The sequence below is a fragment of the Nocardioides sp. W7 genome, assembly GCF_022919075.1.
Classification (GTDB): Bacteria; Actinomycetota; Actinomycetes; order Propionibacteriales; family Nocardioidaceae; genus Nocardioides.
In genome coordinates this window covers 5,448,037-5,464,897 of the sequence record NZ_CP095078.1, presented here as the reverse complement: position 1 = coordinate 5,464,897, position 16,861 = coordinate 5,448,037, and the positions used below count along the sequence as shown (strand labels likewise).

Here is a 16,861-nt window from a genome sequence, read left to right as displayed (position 1 = left end):
CGGTCGGGTCAGGCCGCCCGGGCCCGGCGGTTCTCCCACAGCTGGCACCCGACCAGCACCGCGAGCGCGACCAGGGCGCCGGCGATCGCGTCGACGACGTAGTGCTCGCCGGAGTACACCAGGCTCAGCGACATGGTCAGCGGGTAGATCAGCAGCAGCCAGCGGGCCGGGTGCCGGAACCGCTGGATGGCGTAGAAGACCAGCAGGAACGAGAACCCGGCGTGCAGCGACGGCATCGCGGCGACCTTGTTGGGCAGGCCGCCGAAGAAGATGCTCTGGCGGTGCAGGTCGATCTCGGACCAGCCCCGGCTGGTGATCCGGCTGACCGCGCCGATGAACCCGTCGCGACCGGCCATCCACGGCGGGGCCATCGGGTAGAGGAAGTAGATCGTCAGGCCGGCGAAGTTCATCGCGACGAACCGGCGGATCCAGCGCACCCACTCACCGCGGCTGCGCACCCACAGCACGCCCGCCAGTCCGAGGGAGGCCAGGAAGTGCGAGGCGTAGACGGTGGTGAACAGCGTGTCGTACCAGCGCGGCGAGGAGCCCGGCAGGCACGGGTCGCCGCACCAGGCGCTCTGCAGCAGCTCCGTCGGCGTGGTCCCGCCGCCGAGCCACTCGTCGAAGCGGATCGGAGCGGTGACGTTGACCGGGACGAAGGTCTGGTCGGCTACGCCGCGCAGCAGCGAGTACGCCACCAGCAGCACCATCGGCAGCCACCAGTCGCGCCACCAGGCCCGGGTCGTCTCGAGCGGCGCGTCGGCGTGCCAGGCCACGGTGCCGATCCAGATCCACAGGCACACGCCGAGGGTGTCGTTGGGGATGCCGATCGTCAGGCTCCACACGAGGAGGGCGACGACGTACGCCGCCATCGCGCGCCGCCGACTCGCCGGGCGGGTGGGGGTGGCGGCGACCTGGGTGGACGCGGACGTCACGGAGTGTGGTCCTTCCGGTGGTAGACGGTGAACCGGCCGGGGCTGCCGACGAGCTCGTAGTGCTGGTCGACGTGACCCTGCGCCGCCGAGGCATCGATGCCCCAGGTGTCGAGCGAGCGGCCCGCGACGACCAGCCAGGTCGGGCGCTCCGGCCCGGCCAGCACGCCCGCGAGCCGCTCCAGCCTCGGGTCGCGGACCCGGACCGGCAGGCTCCACAGGTCGGGGTAGGGGCTGCGCAGGCCGGAGGCCTGCAGGATGTTGGCCGCCCCGAACGCCACCATGCCGGTGTCGCCGGGACGGACCTTGTCCTGGAGGTAGGAGATGACCGGCTCCTCGGGCCGCTCCATGGGCCGCACGGCGACGAACGCGATCGCGATCGCCGTCGAGATCGCGGTGACGGCGTACGCGGTGGTCAGCAGGCGGGTACGTCGGGGGCGGCGCTGCGCGGCCGCGGCCGCCACCAGCACGACCCCGGGTACCAGGGCGGTCAGGTAATGGAGCCAGTAGCTGCCGCTCACGTAGGCGGCGAGCAGCTCCCAGGACAACACGGCCAACGCGGGCCAGCGCAGGTCGCCGGGTCCCGGCGAGTCTCCGGCTTCCCGCACCGGGCGCCGGGTGGCGAGGATGAGAGCCGCGATGAGGAACGGCGCCCCGCTGGCGAGGAGCGCGCCGATCATGCCGAGCAGTCGGCGGGTGGTCGTCTCGGTCGCGGCGGAGACGATCTTGGCGGCGGCCTCGCCCCGGAAGGAGACGACCGCCTCCCAGAGCGGTCCGGGGTCGGTGCCGCGGAGGGCGGCGAGCGAGACGGCGACGCCGACCGCGGCGAGTGCGCCGACGACGCTGCCGGCCAGCGTGCGGGACCCGACCGTCGACTCGCCCCGGCGCGGCCGCCACTGCAGCACGACCAGGGCGGCGAGGAGCACGAAGACGTCGACGAGGTTCTGCTTGACCATCGCGCCGCAGGCGCCCGCGACCCCGGCCAGCAGGGCCCAGCCGAACCCGCCGCGCCAGCTGGTCGCCATCCGGGAGCGCAGCACCGCGGCGATCCCGGCGAGCAGGAACGGCAGGCCCAGCAGCTCGCCGTTGACCGCGCCTCCACCGAAGAGCGGAGTGGCGACGAGCGCGGCCGCGGCGCCGGCGGTGAGCAGCGGGGCGCTGCGCGAGGAGGGTACGGCGAGCCGCCCCACCAGACCGGCCAGCGCGACGCTCGCCAGTACGGCGAGCACGCCCATGGTGCGCAGCGCCCACGCCCCGCCCGCGCCGTCGGCGAGCGCGAACAGTGCGACCAGCACCGGGGGCCGGTCGACCCAGTAGTCGCCGTACAGGGAGCTGCCGGGGGCCCACTGGCCACCCACGATCAGCATGCCGCCCTCGTCGGGGCTCAGCGTGCGGCCCATGAACGGCACCCAGCCCAGGCAGGCGAGGGCGGCCAGGAGACCGACGCGCGACCACACCGAGCGAACGGCCCGCGGGCTGGTGACGCGGCGGTGCACAAGATCCCCTTCACAGGTGTCGGACAGCTGAGACGAACTCTAGGGTGAAGAGGACTCTTGGAACACGTCAGATACCGGATGCGGTGTCGGCCGGCTGATGGATCGCGTGCCGCACCCGGTCGCAGAGCGCGGCGTACTCCGGCAGGGCCCGGATCTCGTCGGCCGGCACCCGGGCGCCGGCCTCGGTGAAGACGGCGGGCTCGTCGAAGACGATCCGGCCCGGCCGGGGGCTCATCACCAGGACCCGCGAGCCCAGGAAGACCGCCTCGTCCACGCTGTGGGTGATGAAGAGGATCGTGCGTCCGGTGGCCCGCCAGATCTCGAGGAGCTCCTCCTGCAGCCGCTCCCGGGTCAGGGCGTCCAGGGCGCCGAACGGCTCGTCCATGAGCACGATGTCGGGCTCGTTGGCCAGCACCCGCGCGATCTGGCAGCGCTGCTGCATCCCGCCGGACAGCTCGTAGGGCCGGTGCTTCCCGAAGTCCTGCAGGCCCACCAGGCGCAGGTACTTCTCGGCGAGCTCGGCTCGCTCCGCCGCCGGTACGCCGCGCAGCTTCGGGCCGAGCTCGACGTTGCGCCGCACCGACAGCCAGGGGAACAGCGTGGGCTGCTGGAAGACCACGCCACGCTCCTCGGCCGGGCCGCGGACCTGCTCGCCCCCGACCGTCACCGACCCGGTCGTCGGAGGCAGGAAGCCGGCGACCAGGCGCAGCAGCGTGGTCTTGCCGCACCCCGAGGGCCCGGCGAGCGTCACCAGCTCGCCGGGCTCCAGGGTCAGATCGATCCGGTCGAGTGCGGGCACGGGCGTGCCGCCCACGTCGAAGTGGTGCTCGACGCCCTCGAACGCGATGGCACGCCCGTGGCTCACTCCGCGGCCCGGGTCGCCGGTCCGGCGTCGACGTGCTCGGCGTACACCGCGGCGTCGCTGAGCGCCTCGATCTCGCCCTGCTCGAGCAGGAAGGTCGCGGTGGTCAGCAGATCCTCGGCGAACTTGCCGCCCAGGTAGTCCGCACCGGCCTGGTCGGCCGCGCGGACGTACTCCAGCCCGGCGAACTGGGCCTCGGCGGCGGCCGGGTCGATGCCCAGCACGACGGCGACGGACTCGGCCGCCTCGGCCGGGTCGTCCTGGATCAGCTGCACGGCGTGGTCCTGCGCCTTGGCCCACTGGGTGAGGAAGTCCTCGTTCTCGGCGGCGAAGGCGCGGTCGACGGTGCCGACGTCGAAGGTCGGGCGGCCGGCCTCCGCGGTGTCGGCGCTGGAGATCAGGCGGGCGCCGCCGCCCTCCAGCAGCTCGCTCTGCACCGGGTCCCACACCCAGGCGGCGTCGATCTCGTCGCCCTGCCAGGCCGCGGGCATCTTCTCGGGGTCGAGGTTGATGACCGTGACGTCCTTGGCGGGGTCCAGACCGGCCTCGGAGAGTGCCTGCAGCAGCGAGTAGTGGGCGGTGCTGCTGAACGGGGTGGCGATCGTGGCGCCCTTCAGCCCGGCGAGGTCGGTGACCCCGGGGTCCTTGACGATCAGCGACTCGGCGTCGCCGATGACGTCGTGGATCCAGATGGTGGCGATGTCGACGTCGCGGATCACCGGGGCGGAGGCGGAGCGGGCGGCCGGAGCCGAGCCCATCAGGCCGAGGTCGACCTCGTCGGCTCCGTAGTAGGTGATCACGTCGCCGCCCGAGGAGGCCTGGACCCAGGTGATCTTCGCGTTCGGCATGCACGCCTCGAGCAGGCCGAGGTCCTTGACGACGGCGTCGCCGTTGGGGATGGCCTGCCAGGCGATCCGGGCGGTCGTGGTGATCGACTCGTCGGGCGTCCAGGGGCAGTCGCTCCCGGTGGCGTCGGCGGCGTCGGCGGCCTTGCGCTCGTCGGCGGACTCGACGCACCCGCTGAGGGTCAGGGCGAGCGCGGCGGTTGCGAACAACGCGAAGCCGGTGGTCTTTCGGGTCATTCGGGTTTCTCCTTCGTACGCCGTGGCGGCGTGGTTCACGCCTTGCCCCGCCAGGGGACAAGGGCCTTCTCCAGGTACTTCAGACCGAGATCGAGGGCGATCGCCGCGAGGCCGATCACGAGGATGCAGGCGAGGACGAGCTCGGGGCGCAGCTTCTGGCCCGCCAGGTAGGCGAGCCCGCCGATGCCGGGGATGCCGTTGGCGATCTCGGCGGCCACGACCGTCGTCCAGGCGAAGCCGACCGCGACCCGGATGCCGGTGAGGATCTCGGGCAGCGTCGCGGGGAGCATCACCGACGTCAGCGCCTGGCGGCGCGAGGCGCCGAGGGAGAGGACCGCGTTGACCATGTCCTCGCGCACTCCGCGGATGCCGCCGATGGTGGCCATCGTGATGGGCGGGAACGCGGCCAGGAACAGCAGCCAGATCTTCGACGTGTCGCCGATGCCGAACCAGACGATCAGCAGGCCGATGTAGGCCAGTGGCGGCAGCGAGCGCACGAAGCTGAGGTAGGGCTCCAGGACGGTGCCGAGCCAGGTGGTGGCCATCAGCAGGCCGAGCGGGATGCCGAACGCGATGGCGGCGCCGACGCCGACCACGATCCGCTGGAGGCTGGCGAGCAGGTGCTCCCACAGGTAGTAGTTCTGCTCGCCGCGCACGATCCGGTCCGAGGTCGAGCTCAGCGGGTGGTCGGTGTTGGCGCGCACGAAGGCGTCCCAGACGTCGCCGGGGGGCGGCAGGATGAGCGGTCGCACCAGCTCCAGGCGGGTGACCAGCCACCACACGAACAGCAGCGCGAGGAGGGTCCCGACGTGCAACGGGATCCGGCGCCGGTGTTGGCGTCGTGCGGCCTGTGCGCGCACGGTGGAGGGGGTGGCCATGCCGGCGATCAAATCACAGTTGGTTGATCGACTTTACTGAGTGACTCGCTTTCGAGACGGCCGGTCCAGACAGGCGTACGTCCGGCGGGCGGGAAGGCCGGGTCAGATCCCCAGGCTGCGGCCGATGATCTCCTTCTGGATCTCCGTCGTCCCGCCGTAGATCGTCTGGATCCGGCTGTCCACATAGGCCTTCGCGATGGGGTACTCCATCATGTAGCCGTAGCCGCCGTGCAGCTGAACGCCCTGGTCGACGAGCTTCTTCTGCAGCTCGGTCGTCCACCACTTCGCCATCGACGCCAGGGTCGTGTCGACCTCGCCGGCGTTCAGCTTCGTCACGCAGTCGTTGACGAAGACCCGCGCGATGTGGACCTCGGTGGCCATCTCGGCGAGCAGGAACCGGTTGTGCTGGAACTTGCCGATCGGCTTGCCGAACGCCTCGCGCTCCTTGGCGTAGTCGAGGCAGAGCCGCAGCACGTGCTCGCAGGCGGCGACCGCGATCGAGGCGATCGAGATCCGCTCCTGGGGCAGGTTCACCATCAGCGAGATGAAGCCGGCGCCCTCCTCGCCGAGGAGGTTCTCCTTGGGCACGACGACGTTGTCGAAGAACAGCTCGGCGGTGTCCTGGGCCTTCAGGCCCATCTTGTCGAGGTTGCGGCCGCGCTCGAAGCCCTCCATGCCGCGCTCGACGACCAGCAGGCTGATGCCCTGGTGGCCGGCGTCGGGGTTGGTGCGCGCGACCACGATCACCAGGTCGGACAGGATGCCGTTGCTGATGAAGGTCTTGGAGCCGTTGAGGACGTAGTGGTCGCCCTTGTCGACGGCGCTGGTGCGGATGCCCTGCAGGTCCGAGCCGGCGCCCGGCTCGGTCATCGCGATCGCCGAGATCAGCTCGCCGCTGACCAGGCCGGGCAGCCAGCGCTGCTTCTGCTCCGGGGTCCCGAGCTGGCTGATGTAGGGGACGATGATGTCGGTGTGGACCGGGAAGCCGAGTCCGCTGGCGCCGACCCGGCCGATCTCGTCGGAGACGACCATGTTGTAGCGGAAGTCGGAGATGCCGGCGCCGCCGTACTCCTCCTCGACGTCGAAGCAGAGCAGCCCCTGCTCGCCGGCCCTGCGCCAGACCTCGCGGTCGACCTGGCCGTCCTTCTCCCACTGCTCGTGGAAGGGCACGACCTCCTTCTCGAGGAACGCGCGGACGGTACGACGGAAGTCCTCGTGCTCCTGCTCGAAGAACGGCTCGGTCTTGGACATGGGGCCTCCTGGGGCGTGACGGGCGGCCGGACGCTCGACCGTGTGGTCAAGCGCGCAGCACTACTGTGACAGCATCACTGTCACGTTAACGCAGATCCGATGACAGCACTACTGTGACAGTCATGAGTGTTCAGCCCGGGGCCCCCGACGACGGGCTGCTCACGATCGACGAGCTGGCGGCCGCCACCGGCATGACGGTGCGGACCACGCGCTACTACGCGAGCCTGGGCCTGCTTCCGGCTCCGGTCCGCCGCGGCCGGATGGCGTACTACGGCCCGGTGCACCGTTCGCGGCTCGACCTCGTGCGGGCACTGCAGGACCACGGGTTCACGCTGCAGGCCATCGAGCGCTTCCTCGCCGGACTGCCCGCGGACGCGACGGTCGAGGACCTCGCCCTCCAGCGGGCGATGATGACCTCCTGGACGCCCCGGCCGCCGGAGGAGCTGAGTCGCCGCCAGCTGGAGAAGAAGGCCGGTCGCCCGCTCAGCGACCGCGACGTCACCCTGCTGGAGAAGGCCGGCACCATCGAGCCGACCGGGTCGGGCTACCGGGTGCTGCCCAACTTCGCCGTCGGGGTCGAGCTGCTCGACCTCGACGTTCCCGAGGACGCGATGGGCGCCGCCGGGGAGGCGATCCGCCGGCACATGGAGGCGCTCGTCGAGGAGCTCACCCAGATCCTGCGCGAGGGGGTGCTCGCGCCGTACCGCCGCGAGCCGCACTCGCCCGAGGATGCCGAGCGCCTCGAGCGCACCGTGTCGCGGCTGCGTCAGCTGACCCTGGAGGCCGTGGTCACCGGCTTCCAGCGGGCCGCCAACGCCGTCATCACCCGGTCGCTGGCGCGGTAGGGGGAGGTAGCGCGCAGCCGCCCGACCGGTGCTCGGACTATCGTCCTGACTGCTAGAACGTGTTCTAGCATCGGGGCAGTCGTCGCACCGGACCGGCCCGGTGAGGGACCTCGAGAGGAAGTCGTGCGGTGGGCAACTACGTGGTGACCGGATCGGCCTCGGGCATGGGCGCAGAGGTCGTCGCCCGGCTTCGCGCCGACGAGCACCGGGTGATCACCGTCGATCTCCGCTCTGCCGACGTCGTCGCGGACCTCTCGACCGCACCGGGCCGCGAGTCGGCGGCGACCGAGGTCCTGCACCGGCTGGACGGCACGCTCCACGGTGCGGTCCTGGCGGCCGGGGTGGGTCCGCTTCCGGGACGGGAAGAGGTCATCGCCCAGGTCAACTACGTCGCACCGATCCAGCTCCTCGAGTCGTGGCGAGAGGCACTGGCGGCCGGGGCGGCGGCCGCGGGAGTCTCGAGCAAGGTGGTCGTCTTCGGCTCCAACTCGGCCAGCGTCACGCCCGGCATTCCCCAGTTGCTGGTGCGGTCGTTCCTCAACGACAGGCCGAGAACGCGAGCACGGGTCCTGAAGGCGTTCGGAGGCAGGAACGCTCCGGCATTCGCCTACGGCGCATCCAAGCTCGCCCTCAGCACCTGGGTCAGGCGTACGGCGGTCACCCCGGAATGGGCCGGAGCGGGCATCCGGCTCAACGCGATCGCGCCCGGCGCCATCATGACCCCCCTCCTCCAGAGCCAGCTGGACGGAGCCGAGAGGGAGCGGATCGAGACCTTCCCCGTCCCCGTCGGCGGGTACGGCGAAGCGGGCCACCTGGCCGACTGGGTGGCGTTCATGCTGTCGCCGGCAGCGGACTTCCTCTGCGGCAGCATCGTCTACGTCGACGGCGGCACCGACGCCTACTTCCGGGCCGACGCCTGGCCGGCGTCGTCGTCGCTGCTCAGCATCCCGCGGTGGCTGCTGCGTGCCCGAGCGTTCAGTCGGCCGTAGCGGCCTCGACGACGCCGTGTCGGGTCCGTCGAGCGACCGCAGCCCCTCCCGGCAGTCGTGCCGGGAGGGGCTGCGGTGGTCAGCCGGCCGGGGTGCGGCTACCGGTCACTTGACCCAGTAGATGTCCGCGCGGCGGTTGGCGGCCTCGTCCTTGCCGGCCGGGTTGCGCGAGCCCAGTGCGACAGTGGTCGTCTTGGCGTCCACACCGAGGTCGCGAAGGAACGCGGTGACGACGGCGGCCCGCTGACGCGACAGCTTCCGGTTGGCCGGGGTGTCACCGGCACCGAACGCCTGGGTGTTGCCGTAGACGGCGACGAGCTTGGCCTCGCGCAGCTTCGGCGCGAGACGCCGCAGCCGGGCCTTCGCGCGGTCGGTCAGCTCGGCCGACCGGTAGCCGAACCGGATCGAGCCGGCCAGGGACATGTCGCCCCGGTCGACCGCGCCGGTGCGGAGCTCGACGATCCTGACCTTCGCGGACCGGACCCGGTCGCCGCCCTTGGTGGTGACGGTGATGGTGCACCTGCCGGCGTCGGTCAGCGCGACCTGGCCGCCGCGAACGGCGCGGCACACGGTGGCCGGGGTGGCCGAGACGCGCAGGCTGCCCTCGCCCTTGCCGAGCACGTCCAGGACGCGGGTGGCCCGGGCCCTGGCGGGCAGCGCGGGGGTGCGCCACACCGTGAACGAGGCGGAGACCGGCTGGGCGGCGAGGTGACCGGCGTTTCCGGCCGCCGCACCGGTCAGAGTGCAGGTCCCGGCCTTGCGGAGACGGACGAGGCGGTTGGTCACCGAGCACACAGCCGGGGTCGTGGTCGTGACCTGGACCGGCAGGCCGGCCGAGGAGGCGAACGCGATCGGCGAGGTCCTGGACGACAGGGCGACGCCGTGGGCACCGGTGACCGCGATGGTCTGCGCGGCCGGCTCGACCTGCTCGACCGGCACGGCGGTGATCTCGAACGACTCGCTGACCTCGGGGGCCGGCGAGTAGGTGAGGTCGCCGGTGTCGCCGCCGTACTGGTTGGCGGTGACGGTGCACGTGCCCGGGGCCTTGGCCTCGACCTTCACCGGTGCGGGCGCGATCCCCCTGCCGTAGACGACGCCGGTGATCTCGCAGGTGCTCGGGGTGGCGGAGGCGTAGGAGATCTGGAGGCCGGACGTCGCGGTGGCCGCGGGCGCCTGGTTCTCACCGACGTGCAGGTCGTTCAGCTCGGGGAACGTGATGGACTGGGCGGCGATGTCCGGGCGGATGGTGAACGTCCGCTCCACGGGAGTCGCGGCGTTGTAGACCTGCTCCTCCCAGCTCCAGTCCGCGTTGCCGGGCTGGGTGGCGCGCACGGTGCACTCGCCGACGGCGACCGGTACGACGGTCGAGGTCCGGGGGGACGGGGCACGCTGCGCGACGGCGTTGCCGGCGGCACGGCCGGCCAGGCTGACGGTCTGCACGGCGCAGGTCGTGGGGGTCAGGGACTCGAAGCCGACCTGCAGGCGGGCGTCGGTGGTGGCGTCGAGGTTCTGGGGGGAATCGCTCAGCCGCATGTTCGCGGGCTGGGTGAAGCTGATGGACTGGCTGCCGGGCAGCGGCCAGACGGCGAAGTCGCGTTCGACCGGCGTCGCGGCGGCGTAGGTGGTGGCGGTGCTGGTGACGATGCCGCCGGGCTGGGTGGCCCGGACGGTGCAGGTGCCCTCACCGACGCCGGTGGCGACGCTCCCGGCGACGGTGCACACGGTCGGGGTCAGGGACTCGAAGGAGACGCCGAGGCCGCTGGTCGCGGTGGCGACCAGGTCACGGGTGCCGTTGAGGCGGACGTTGTCGGGGTAGTCGAACCCGATGGTCTGCTCGGTGGGCACCTCGGCGACGAAGCTGATGTCGCAGAGGTACGGGGTGTCGTAGGTGACCCTGGTCTGGTCGATGCCGTACGGGTAGACGCGGTAGTCGAGACGCTCGCTGCCCTGGTTGTCGGACAGGGCCCGAGCGTCGAGTGGCACGGTCCTGTCGAGGGTCAGGGCCCAGCCGCGGAAGTCGCCGTCGGCGAACGTGAACAGCCAGACCTCCGACTCGACGTCCAGGGCGGCGCTGGGGCGGCCGTCCTTGACGAGCTCGGTGAAGGAGCAGGAGAACGGCGGCTCCGCGTGGGCGGGTGCTGCGGCCACGGTGACGCCGGCGAGCGCGGCGAGGGTGGTCAGGAGGGCGGCAAGAATCGCGGGCAGACCACGACCCCGAGAAGTGGAGGGCATAGGAGCGAGTGTCACCCGTCCCGATCTGCCGTGTGGTCGTTACGAGTGAAACGAGGCGGGCGACACACCTGCCTCCACTCGCGCGACCTGCGACCCGCGTCGCCGGGCGAGGGGTCGATCAGTCCTCGATGACGTCGAGGCCCTGCTCCCGCAGCCGCGCGAGGTTGTCGAGCATGGTGCCCAGCACCTCGGGCGAGTGGCCCTCCCAGTCCTCGACCTCGCCGACGACGCGCAGGGGATGGCGGGTGCGGTAGGACCTCGTCGAGTTGCCGGGGAACTTCTTGTCGGTCACGTTCGGGTCGTCCTCGAACGGACCCAGCGGCTCCACGACGTAGATGCGTCCCCGCTCCTGGATCCCGGCCAGCGTGGTGGCGAGCTCGGCTCCCCACACGGCGGTCTCCAGCACCGCGGTGAAGTAGATGTTGTTCGACACCCGGCCCTCCTGGTAGTTGGAGCCGAAGCCGGGCACCAGCTCGTCGCCGACGGCGAGCGCGGCCTTCGTCCCATGGAAGAACGGGCCCTCGACGTGCTCGTAGCGCTCGAAGGTGACCGGCCCTCCGCCGGCGTCGCTCAAGACACCATCTCCTTGACCTGCGCGACGGTGGCCGCGGGGTCGGCGGAGGCGGGCACGAGGGACAGGTTGGTGACACCGGCCTCGCGGAACGCGGCGATCCGCTCCTCGACGTACGACTTCGGGCCGACCAGGTTGCCGGCCTCCAGCCACTCGAGCGGGACCTTGGCCTCCGCGTCGCGCTTGTTGCCGCCGAGGTAGAGGTCCTGGATCTCCTGGGCCTCCTTCTCGTAGCCGTACTGGCAGGCGACGTCGAAGTAGAAGTTCTTGCCGCGCGCGCCCATGCCGCCGACGTAGAGGGCGTATGTCGGCCGCGCGAAGTCGAGCAGTGCCTTGGTCTCGGGCCCCTCGCCGATCGCGACCATGCCGCCGGCGCTGATCTCGAGCGGGCCGAGGTCGGCGGAGCGCTTCGCCGCGCCGCGGGCCAGCGAGTCGCCCCAGACGCCCTGGGCCTTCTCGGGGTAGAACAGGTGCGGGAGCCAGCCGTCGGCCACCTCGGCGGTCATCTCGACGTTCTTGTCGCCGAGCGCCGCGATCCAGATCGGGACGTCCTTGCGCTCGGGCTTCGTGAGCAGCTTCAACGGCTTGCCGAGGCCGAGGCCCTGGTCGGCGGGGAGCGGGAGGGTGAAGTTGCGGCCCTCGTGCACGAGCGGCTCGCGGCGCAGGCCGCTGCGGAGGATCTCGACGACCTCGCGGGTGCGGCCCAGCGGGCGCTCGTAGGCCAAGCCGTGGAAGCCCTCGATGACCTGCGGGCCGGAGGCGCCGAGGCCGATCACGGCGCGGCCGCCGGAGACGTTGTCGAGGCCGGCCGCGGTCTGCAGCAGCGCGCCCGGCGTGCGGGAGAAGACGTTGAGGATCCCCGCGGCGATCTCGACCGTCTCGGTCTTGGCCGCGAGGTAGCCCATCAGCGTGGGGGAGTCGAAGCCGTACGCCTCGGCCACCCACACGGTGTCCAGCCCGGCCTTCTCCAGCGCCGCGACCTGGTCGGCGGACTCGCGCGGGTTGCCGGCGTACATCAGGGGGGTCGAGAGCTTCATGACGCGAGGTTACCAACTGGTAACGACCAGCGGGCGAGCGCTCGGCCGACGTCTCGGGGCGTGTGCGATCCTCGGGTCCGGACCATCTAGCCGGACCCCATCGGAGGAACAGTTGACGACGTACCGCATCGCCGTGATCGGCGGCACCGGACCGCAGGGCAAGGGGCTGGGCTACCGGTTCGCGAAGCACGGCCACGACGTGGTGCTGGGCTCGCGCGCGGCCGAGAAGGCCGAGCCGGTCGCCGCCGAGGTGGCCGAGCGGCTCGCGGGCGTCGCGGGTGCCGGGACGGTGACCGGGATGGCCAACGACGACGCCGTCGCCGCGGCCGACGTCGTACTCCTCGCGGTGCCGTACGACGGCCACGACGAGCTGGTCGCCACGCTCCCGCTCGCGGGCAAGACCGTGATCTCCTGCGTCAATCCGCTGGCCTTCGACAAGCGCGGCGCGCACGGCCGGGTCGTCGACGGCGGCGAGGGCTCCGCGGCCGAGTCGGCCCAGCGCCTCGCCCCCGAGGCCACCGTCGTGGGCGCGTTCCACAACGTCTCCGCGGTCCACCTGTGGGGCGACCACGACTACCTCGACGAGGACGTCCTGGTCGTCGGCGACGTGGTCGAGGCCAAGCAGGTCGCGATGGAGCTCGCCGCAGCGATCACCAGCCGGGTCGGCATCGACGCCGGCAAGCTGCGCCTGGCCCGTCAGCTCGAGCCGTTCACCGCCGTGCTGATCTCGATCAACCGCAAGTACAAGGTCAACTCCGGCATCCGGATCTCCGGCCTGGAGCACTGACCGTCGGGTCGTGTGCCTGAGGACGCGCCCCGCGGGGTCTCAGGCACACGACCGCTCAGTCCCGGGCCAGGAGCGCGGGTACGACGAGCAGCAGACCGACCATCACCGCGCCCATCACCCCACCGGCGACCAGCGCCGCGGCGAGGCTGACCACCACGTCGAAGATGAACGTGGTGATGCCGACGACCAGCAGCGCGAGGCAGGCCAGCACGCCGGACATCAGGCGGTGCGCAGCGGCGACCAGCCGGTCCTTGACGTGCCCGCCCACCAGCCGGCGGTGGATGGCGACGGGCGTCATCACCAGGGCGGTGGTGAGGCCGGCGAGCACCACGAGCACCAGGTAGAAGACCTCCTGGCCTCGGCCGAGCCGCTCCCAGAAGACGTCCTGGAAGGGCAGGGTGAGCAGGAAGCCGGCGGTCAGCTGGGCGCCGGTCTGCATCACCCGCAGCTCCTGGAGCAGGTCCTCCCACTTGCGGTCCTGCTGCTCGGCGCGGGTCTCGTGGCGGCCGGTCGGAGCCTCGTCCATCGCATCTCCTCGTTCAGGAGACCGGTACCCCCAGGCCCTCGACGACCTCCGCGCCCGGCAGCTCGGCGAGCAGTCGGCCGGGGACGAGCAGCTTGGAGCGGCGTACGCCGGAGCCGAGCACCGCGATCTCGATGTCGAGCACCCGGCTGTCGACCAGCACCCGCCATGGGTCCGGCAGGCCGACGGGCGTGATCCCGCCGTACTCCATCCCCGACTCCTCGACCGCGCGGTCCATGGCCAGAAACGAGCACTTGCGCACGTCGAGGGTCCGCTTCACCAGGCCGTTGACGTCGGCGCGGGTGTCGGCCCGGACCACGCACGCGGCGGCCCGCTCCTCGCCGTCGCGGCGGCCGGCGACCACGACGTAGTTGGCGCCGGTGTCCAGGGGCAGGTCGTAGGCCGCGCTCATCGCGGCGGTGTCGGCCAGGTCGGGGTCGATGGCGACGACGGCGATCTCTCCGGTGTGCGGCCAGGTCGCGAGCGCGGCCGCCACGCTGGGGCCGAGCAGGTCGGGGTGGTCGAGGACCGACAGCGAGGTGAGCCCGCCGAGCGAGGGGAGGGTCATGGGCCCATCATGTGGCATTCACCTGACGTCCACGGCGGAACCACCGCCGGGACGGGTCGGCGTGGGATCCATGACGTGTGAGCGTCCTGACCGCCGGGTCGATGTCCCGGCTGCACACCTCCCGCCTCGCCGTCACCCCGGCCGTGGTGGCCCACCGCGGGGCCAGCGGCTACCGCCCCGAGCACACCCTCGACGCCTACCGCACGGCGATCCGGATGGGCGCCGACGCCATCGAGCTCGACCTGGTGCCGACCGCCGACGGCGTCCTGCTGGCCCGCCACGAGAACGAGCTCAGCCTGACCACCGACGTCGCCGAGCACCCGGGGCTCGCCCACCTGCGCACGACCAAGGTGGTCGACGGCCACGCCATGACCGGCTGGTTCAGCGAGGACCTCACGCTGGCGGAGGTGCGGACCCTCGCCGCCCGGGAGCGCCGCCCCGGCCTGCGCCCCGGCAACACCGTCCACGACGGTCGCGAGGGGGTCCCCACCCTGGACGAGGTGCTGACGATGGTCGCCGCCGAGACGGTACGACGGGGGCGCGCCGTCGGCCTGCTGCTCGAGCTGAAGAGCTCGCCGTACTTCGACGCGCTGGACCGCTCCCTCGACGAGCCGCTGCTGGCCGACCTGCGCCGGCACGGCCTCGACCACGCCCGGTCGCGGGTGACGCTGATGTCCTTCGACACCGCGATCCTGCGCCGGCTCGCGCCGCGGACGAAGGTGCCGCTGGTGCAGCTGCTCGACGTCGGCGACCCGTTCGACGGGCCCGCCCTGGACGCGATCGAGGAGTACGCCGACGGCATCGGCGTCCACCAGGACCTGGTGCTGCCCCGGACCGCCGACGGTGCGCTGGACCTGCCCACCCGGCTGGTCCGCGACGCCCACCGGCGCTGGCTCGACGTCTACGTCTGGACGCTGCGCGCCGAGAACCACTACCTGCCGACGGACTTCCGGGTCGGGGAGGATCCGGCCGGGCTCGGGGACCTGGGTGGTCTGGCCGAGGCGTTCCTGGACGCCGGGGTCGACGGGCTGATCACCGACCACCCGGACCTGGCGGTCCGGGCGGTGGCCGCCGCCGCGTAGCGGCGGCGCCGCTCAGCCGAGCGGCTCGTCCTCGTCGCGCCGGGGCTCGGGCTCGGCGGCGTCGGACGGCTGGATCCAGCCGACCTGCGGCTGCTGGTGCCGATGCCCGGCGAGCACGCTGGCCAGCAGACCGGCACCGCCGGCGAGGACCCACGGGACCGGCAGCAGCCAGCGGATGTGCTCGTCGGCGACGGCGTCGCTGTGGACGACGGCCCAGACCGCGACCAGGCCCAGGAAGGCGATGCCCATCACCAGGTGGCCGACGTTGACGGGGTGGCGGCCGCTGCTGAGGCGGCCGGTCGGGTGCTCGCTCATCGGGTCCTCACCTGGATCTCGCCGAGGTCCATCTCGGCGGTGATGGTGAGCTCGGGGTGGTCCCCGAGCCCGGGGTCGTGGGTCTCGCTGGAGCTGGTGTCGATGCCGTCGCGCGTCTCGCCGAACAGGTCGATCGACCCGGGACCGTTGACGATCGCCTCGACGTCGACGCCGAGCTCCTCGGGCACGATGACCTCGATCCGCCCGACGTTCACGTCGAGATCGAGGGTGCGGCCGTCGAGGGCCTCGAGGTCCGCGACGTCGGTCAGGTCGAGGACCAGCTCGCCGGCGCCGAAGCTGTAGCTCTCGTCGAGGTCGGCGGCGATCGTCGGCCGTTCGGTCGTCGTCTCGTCGTCCCAGCGGTCGGCGGCGGTGGCTCCCGCCGTCGCCACGGCGGCGATCAGCCCGAGGAGGATCAGGCCGCCGGCGCGGCCGTAGAACGCGCCGACCAGGAGCATCACGCCGAAGGTCGCGAGGGCGAGGGCCGGGTACGCCGCGTCCGGCACGGGAGCGCCCGCCAGGTCGGCGATGCCGAGCACTCCCTCGAGCAGGGCGACCAGCGCGATCGTGAACCAGAACAGCAGCGGTCCGCGCCGACGCGGGTCGCGCTGCACCGGGCGCACGTAGACGGGCGGGGGGACGTAGCCCGGGGGCGGCGGGGCGTACGGCGGCGCACCCGGCACCCAGGGGGCCGGCCCGGGCTGACCCGGCTGACCACCTTGATAGGGCTGACCGGCTTGGTAGGCCTGACCGGGCTGATAGGCCTGGCCGGGCGGGGCGGGCTGGCCGTCGTACCCGGCGCCCGGCTTCGGCTTGTTGCGGGTCAGGAAGTAGAGCGCGATCACCCCGATGATCGCGACCGGCCACGGGAAGCCGATGAAGCCCCACGAGTCGCTGACCAGCGCCACCGCCGCGAGGAAGCCGACGACCACCAGCGCCACCGTGCGGTTGCGGTCGTCGAGGGTGATCGTCGCCTCGGTGCCGTCGTCCTCGGGCACGAGGAGCCAGCAGGCGCCGTACACCAGCAGGCCGGCCCCGCCGAAGAAGACCAGCACCACCAGGGCCACGCGCAGCAGCAGCGGGTCGATGTCGAGGTGTCGACCCAGGCCGCCGGCGACGCCGGCGATCTTGCGGTCGGTCGTGGAGCGGCGCAGCCGCCCGAGGTCACGGATCTCCTCGCGGGTGGTCCGCGGGCCCTCGTCCGGGCCGGGACCCGGCGCCGCGTCGGGTGGTGTCGTCGTCATGTCTCAACCCTCGCCGCGGGGACGCTGCAGAACCATCGGGGACGCCCCTGATCCTGCCGCACCTCGGACCCTCAGGTGGACCCGTACCGGACCGGGGTCCGGGTCGGGGGTCTCTCGGGGTCGATCCTCATGGTCCGGCCCCGGTCGCTGTGTGACGATTGTGGGGA

General features: G+C 72.2%; 17 protein-coding genes. 4 read left to right on the top strand and 13 right to left on the bottom strand.

Annotation, left to right across the window (positions count from 1 at the left end):
- Positions 1 to 8: 8 nt before the first annotated feature.
- The 6 genes from MUB56_RS25600 to MUB56_RS25575 all read right to left on the bottom strand — a co-directional run bounded on the left by MUB56_RS25600 (position 9) and on the right by MUB56_RS25575 (position 6,501).
- Entirely contained in the window at positions 9 to 935 is a 927-nt protein-coding gene (locus MUB56_RS25600; RefSeq protein ID WP_244929834.1) for a phosphatase PAP2 family protein, read from the bottom strand.
- The gene (locus MUB56_RS25595) at positions 932 to 2,428 is read right to left on the bottom strand and encodes a hypothetical protein (RefSeq protein WP_244929833.1); all 1,497 of its coding nucleotides are present in this window, start codon (positions 2,426 to 2,428) and stop codon (positions 932 to 934) included. The genes MUB56_RS25600 and MUB56_RS25595 overlap by 4 nt, the downstream gene beginning before the upstream one ends.
- Before the next feature lie 67 nt (positions 2,429 to 2,495).
- Positions 2,496 to 3,293 carry an ABC transporter ATP-binding protein gene (locus MUB56_RS25590; protein ID WP_244929832.1) on the bottom strand — a complete coding sequence of 266 codons (798 nt, stop codon included), beginning with the start codon at positions 3,291 to 3,293 and terminating at the stop codon, positions 2,496 to 2,498.
- Positions 3,290 to 4,372: an ABC transporter substrate-binding protein gene (locus MUB56_RS25585; RefSeq protein WP_244929831.1), complete on the bottom strand. Its 1,083-nt coding sequence runs from the start codon at positions 4,370 to 4,372 to the stop codon at positions 3,290 to 3,292. Before MUB56_RS25585 ends, MUB56_RS25590 begins: the two co-directional genes overlap by 4 nt.
- Positions 4,373 to 4,407: 35 nt before the next feature.
- A complete protein-coding gene (locus MUB56_RS25580) occupies positions 4,408 to 5,250 on the bottom strand; it encodes an ABC transporter permease subunit (protein WP_244929830.1) in 843 nt (280 codons plus the stop codon).
- 102 nt (positions 5,251 to 5,352) lie between these two features.
- The gene (locus MUB56_RS25575; protein ID WP_244929829.1) at positions 5,353 to 6,501 is read right to left on the bottom strand and encodes an acyl-CoA dehydrogenase family protein; all 1,149 of its coding nucleotides are present in this window, start codon (positions 6,499 to 6,501) and stop codon (positions 5,353 to 5,355) included.
- 122 nt (positions 6,502 to 6,623) lie between these two features.
- Here MUB56_RS25575 and MUB56_RS25570 point away from each other — a divergent pair, with 122 nt between their 5' ends.
- Both MUB56_RS25570 and MUB56_RS25565 read left to right on the top strand, forming a co-directional pair.
- On the top strand, positions 6,624 to 7,346 hold the full coding sequence (locus tag MUB56_RS25570) for a MerR family transcriptional regulator (RefSeq protein WP_244929828.1): 723 nt from the start codon (positions 6,624 to 6,626) through the stop codon (positions 7,344 to 7,346).
- Between the two features lie 128 nt (positions 7,347 to 7,474).
- Complete coding sequence (locus MUB56_RS25565; protein WP_244929827.1) at positions 7,475 to 8,335, top strand: SDR family oxidoreductase; 861 nt, start codon at positions 7,475 to 7,477, stop codon at positions 8,333 to 8,335.
- Between the two features lie 105 nt (positions 8,336 to 8,440).
- Here MUB56_RS25565 and MUB56_RS25560 read toward each other — a convergent pair whose 3' ends face one another.
- The 3 genes from MUB56_RS25560 to MUB56_RS25550 all read right to left on the bottom strand — a co-directional run bounded on the left by MUB56_RS25560 (position 8,441) and on the right by MUB56_RS25550 (position 12,175).
- Positions 8,441 to 10,567 carry an OmpA family protein gene (locus tag MUB56_RS25560; protein WP_244929826.1) on the bottom strand — a complete coding sequence of 709 codons (2,127 nt, stop codon included), beginning with the start codon at positions 10,565 to 10,567 and terminating at the stop codon, positions 8,441 to 8,443.
- 118 nt (positions 10,568 to 10,685) lie between these two features.
- Positions 10,686 to 11,141 carry an NAD(+)--rifampin ADP-ribosyltransferase gene (gene arr / locus MUB56_RS25555; protein ID WP_244929825.1) on the bottom strand — a complete coding sequence of 152 codons (456 nt, stop codon included), beginning with the start codon at positions 11,139 to 11,141 and terminating at the stop codon, positions 10,686 to 10,688.
- A complete protein-coding gene (locus MUB56_RS25550; RefSeq protein WP_244929824.1) occupies positions 11,138 to 12,175 on the bottom strand; it encodes an LLM class F420-dependent oxidoreductase in 1,038 nt (345 codons plus the stop codon). Before MUB56_RS25550 ends, arr begins: the two co-directional genes overlap by 4 nt.
- A 112-nt stretch (positions 12,176 to 12,287) precedes the next feature.
- Between MUB56_RS25550 and npdG the strand changes: the two genes are divergently transcribed.
- Complete coding sequence (npdG, locus tag MUB56_RS25545) at positions 12,288 to 12,962, top strand: NADPH-dependent F420 reductase (RefSeq protein WP_244929823.1); 675 nt, start codon at positions 12,288 to 12,290, stop codon at positions 12,960 to 12,962.
- 55 nt (positions 12,963 to 13,017) lie between these two features.
- Here the strand turns inward: npdG and MUB56_RS25540 are convergent, their stop codons facing one another.
- Positions 13,018 to 13,488 (bottom strand): DUF6328 family protein, encoded by a 471-nt coding sequence (locus MUB56_RS25540; protein WP_244929822.1) that lies wholly within the window; start codon positions 13,486 to 13,488, stop codon positions 13,018 to 13,020.
- Between the two features lie 13 nt (positions 13,489 to 13,501).
- Positions 13,502 to 14,053: a YbaK/EbsC family protein gene (locus MUB56_RS25535; RefSeq protein WP_244929821.1), complete on the bottom strand. Its 552-nt coding sequence runs from the start codon at positions 14,051 to 14,053 to the stop codon at positions 13,502 to 13,504.
- Positions 14,054 to 14,130: 77 nt separating this feature from the next.
- Between MUB56_RS25535 and MUB56_RS25530 the strand changes: the two genes are divergently transcribed.
- Positions 14,131 to 15,135 carry a glycerophosphodiester phosphodiesterase family protein gene (locus MUB56_RS25530; RefSeq protein ID WP_244929820.1) on the top strand — a complete coding sequence of 335 codons (1,005 nt, stop codon included), beginning with the start codon at positions 14,131 to 14,133 and terminating at the stop codon, positions 15,133 to 15,135.
- Positions 15,136 to 15,147: 12 nt separating this feature from the next.
- Here the strand turns inward: MUB56_RS25530 and MUB56_RS25525 are convergent, their stop codons facing one another.
- Entirely contained in the window at positions 15,148 to 15,450 is a 303-nt protein-coding gene (locus MUB56_RS25525; protein ID WP_244929819.1) for a hypothetical protein, read from the bottom strand.
- A complete protein-coding gene (locus MUB56_RS25520; protein ID WP_244929818.1) occupies positions 15,447 to 16,694 on the bottom strand; it encodes a PspC domain-containing protein in 1,248 nt (415 codons plus the stop codon). Before MUB56_RS25520 ends, MUB56_RS25525 begins: the two co-directional genes overlap by 4 nt.
- Between the last annotated feature and the right edge of the window lie 167 nt (positions 16,695 to 16,861).

Excerpts from the sequence above, each read along its gene's own strand:
- MUB56_RS25525 (WP_244929819.1), bottom strand. The coding sequence starts at position 15,450 with ATGAGCGAGCACCCGACCGGCCGCCTCAGCAGCGGCCGCCACCCCGTC.
- MUB56_RS25540 (WP_244929822.1), bottom strand. The coding sequence starts at position 13,488 with ATGGACGAGGCTCCGACCGGCCGCCACGAGACCCGCGCCGAGCAGCAG.
- MUB56_RS25570 (WP_244929828.1), top strand. The coding sequence starts at position 6,624 with ATGAGTGTTCAGCCCGGGGCCCCCGACGACGGGCTGCTCACGATCGAC.
- MUB56_RS25575 (WP_244929829.1), bottom strand. The coding sequence starts at position 6,501 with ATGTCCAAGACCGAGCCGTTCTTCGAGCAGGAGCACGAGGACTTCCGT.
- MUB56_RS25535 (WP_244929821.1), bottom strand. The coding sequence starts at position 14,053 with ATGACCCTCCCCTCGCTCGGCGGGCTCACCTCGCTGTCGGTCCTCGAC.
- MUB56_RS25520 (WP_244929818.1), bottom strand. The coding sequence starts at position 16,694 with ATGACGACGACACCACCCGACGCGGCGCCGGGTCCCGGCCCGGACGAG.
- MUB56_RS25560 (WP_244929826.1), bottom strand. The coding sequence starts at position 10,567 with ATGCCCTCCACTTCTCGGGGTCGTGGTCTGCCCGCGATTCTTGCCGCC.
- MUB56_RS25585 (WP_244929831.1), bottom strand. The coding sequence starts at position 4,372 with ATGACCCGAAAGACCACCGGCTTCGCGTTGTTCGCAACCGCCGCGCTC.
- MUB56_RS25550 (WP_244929824.1), bottom strand. The coding sequence starts at position 12,175 with ATGAAGCTCTCGACCCCCCTGATGTACGCCGGCAACCCGCGCGAGTCC.
- MUB56_RS25580 (WP_244929830.1), bottom strand. The coding sequence starts at position 5,250 with ATGGCCACCCCCTCCACCGTGCGCGCACAGGCCGCACGACGCCAACAC.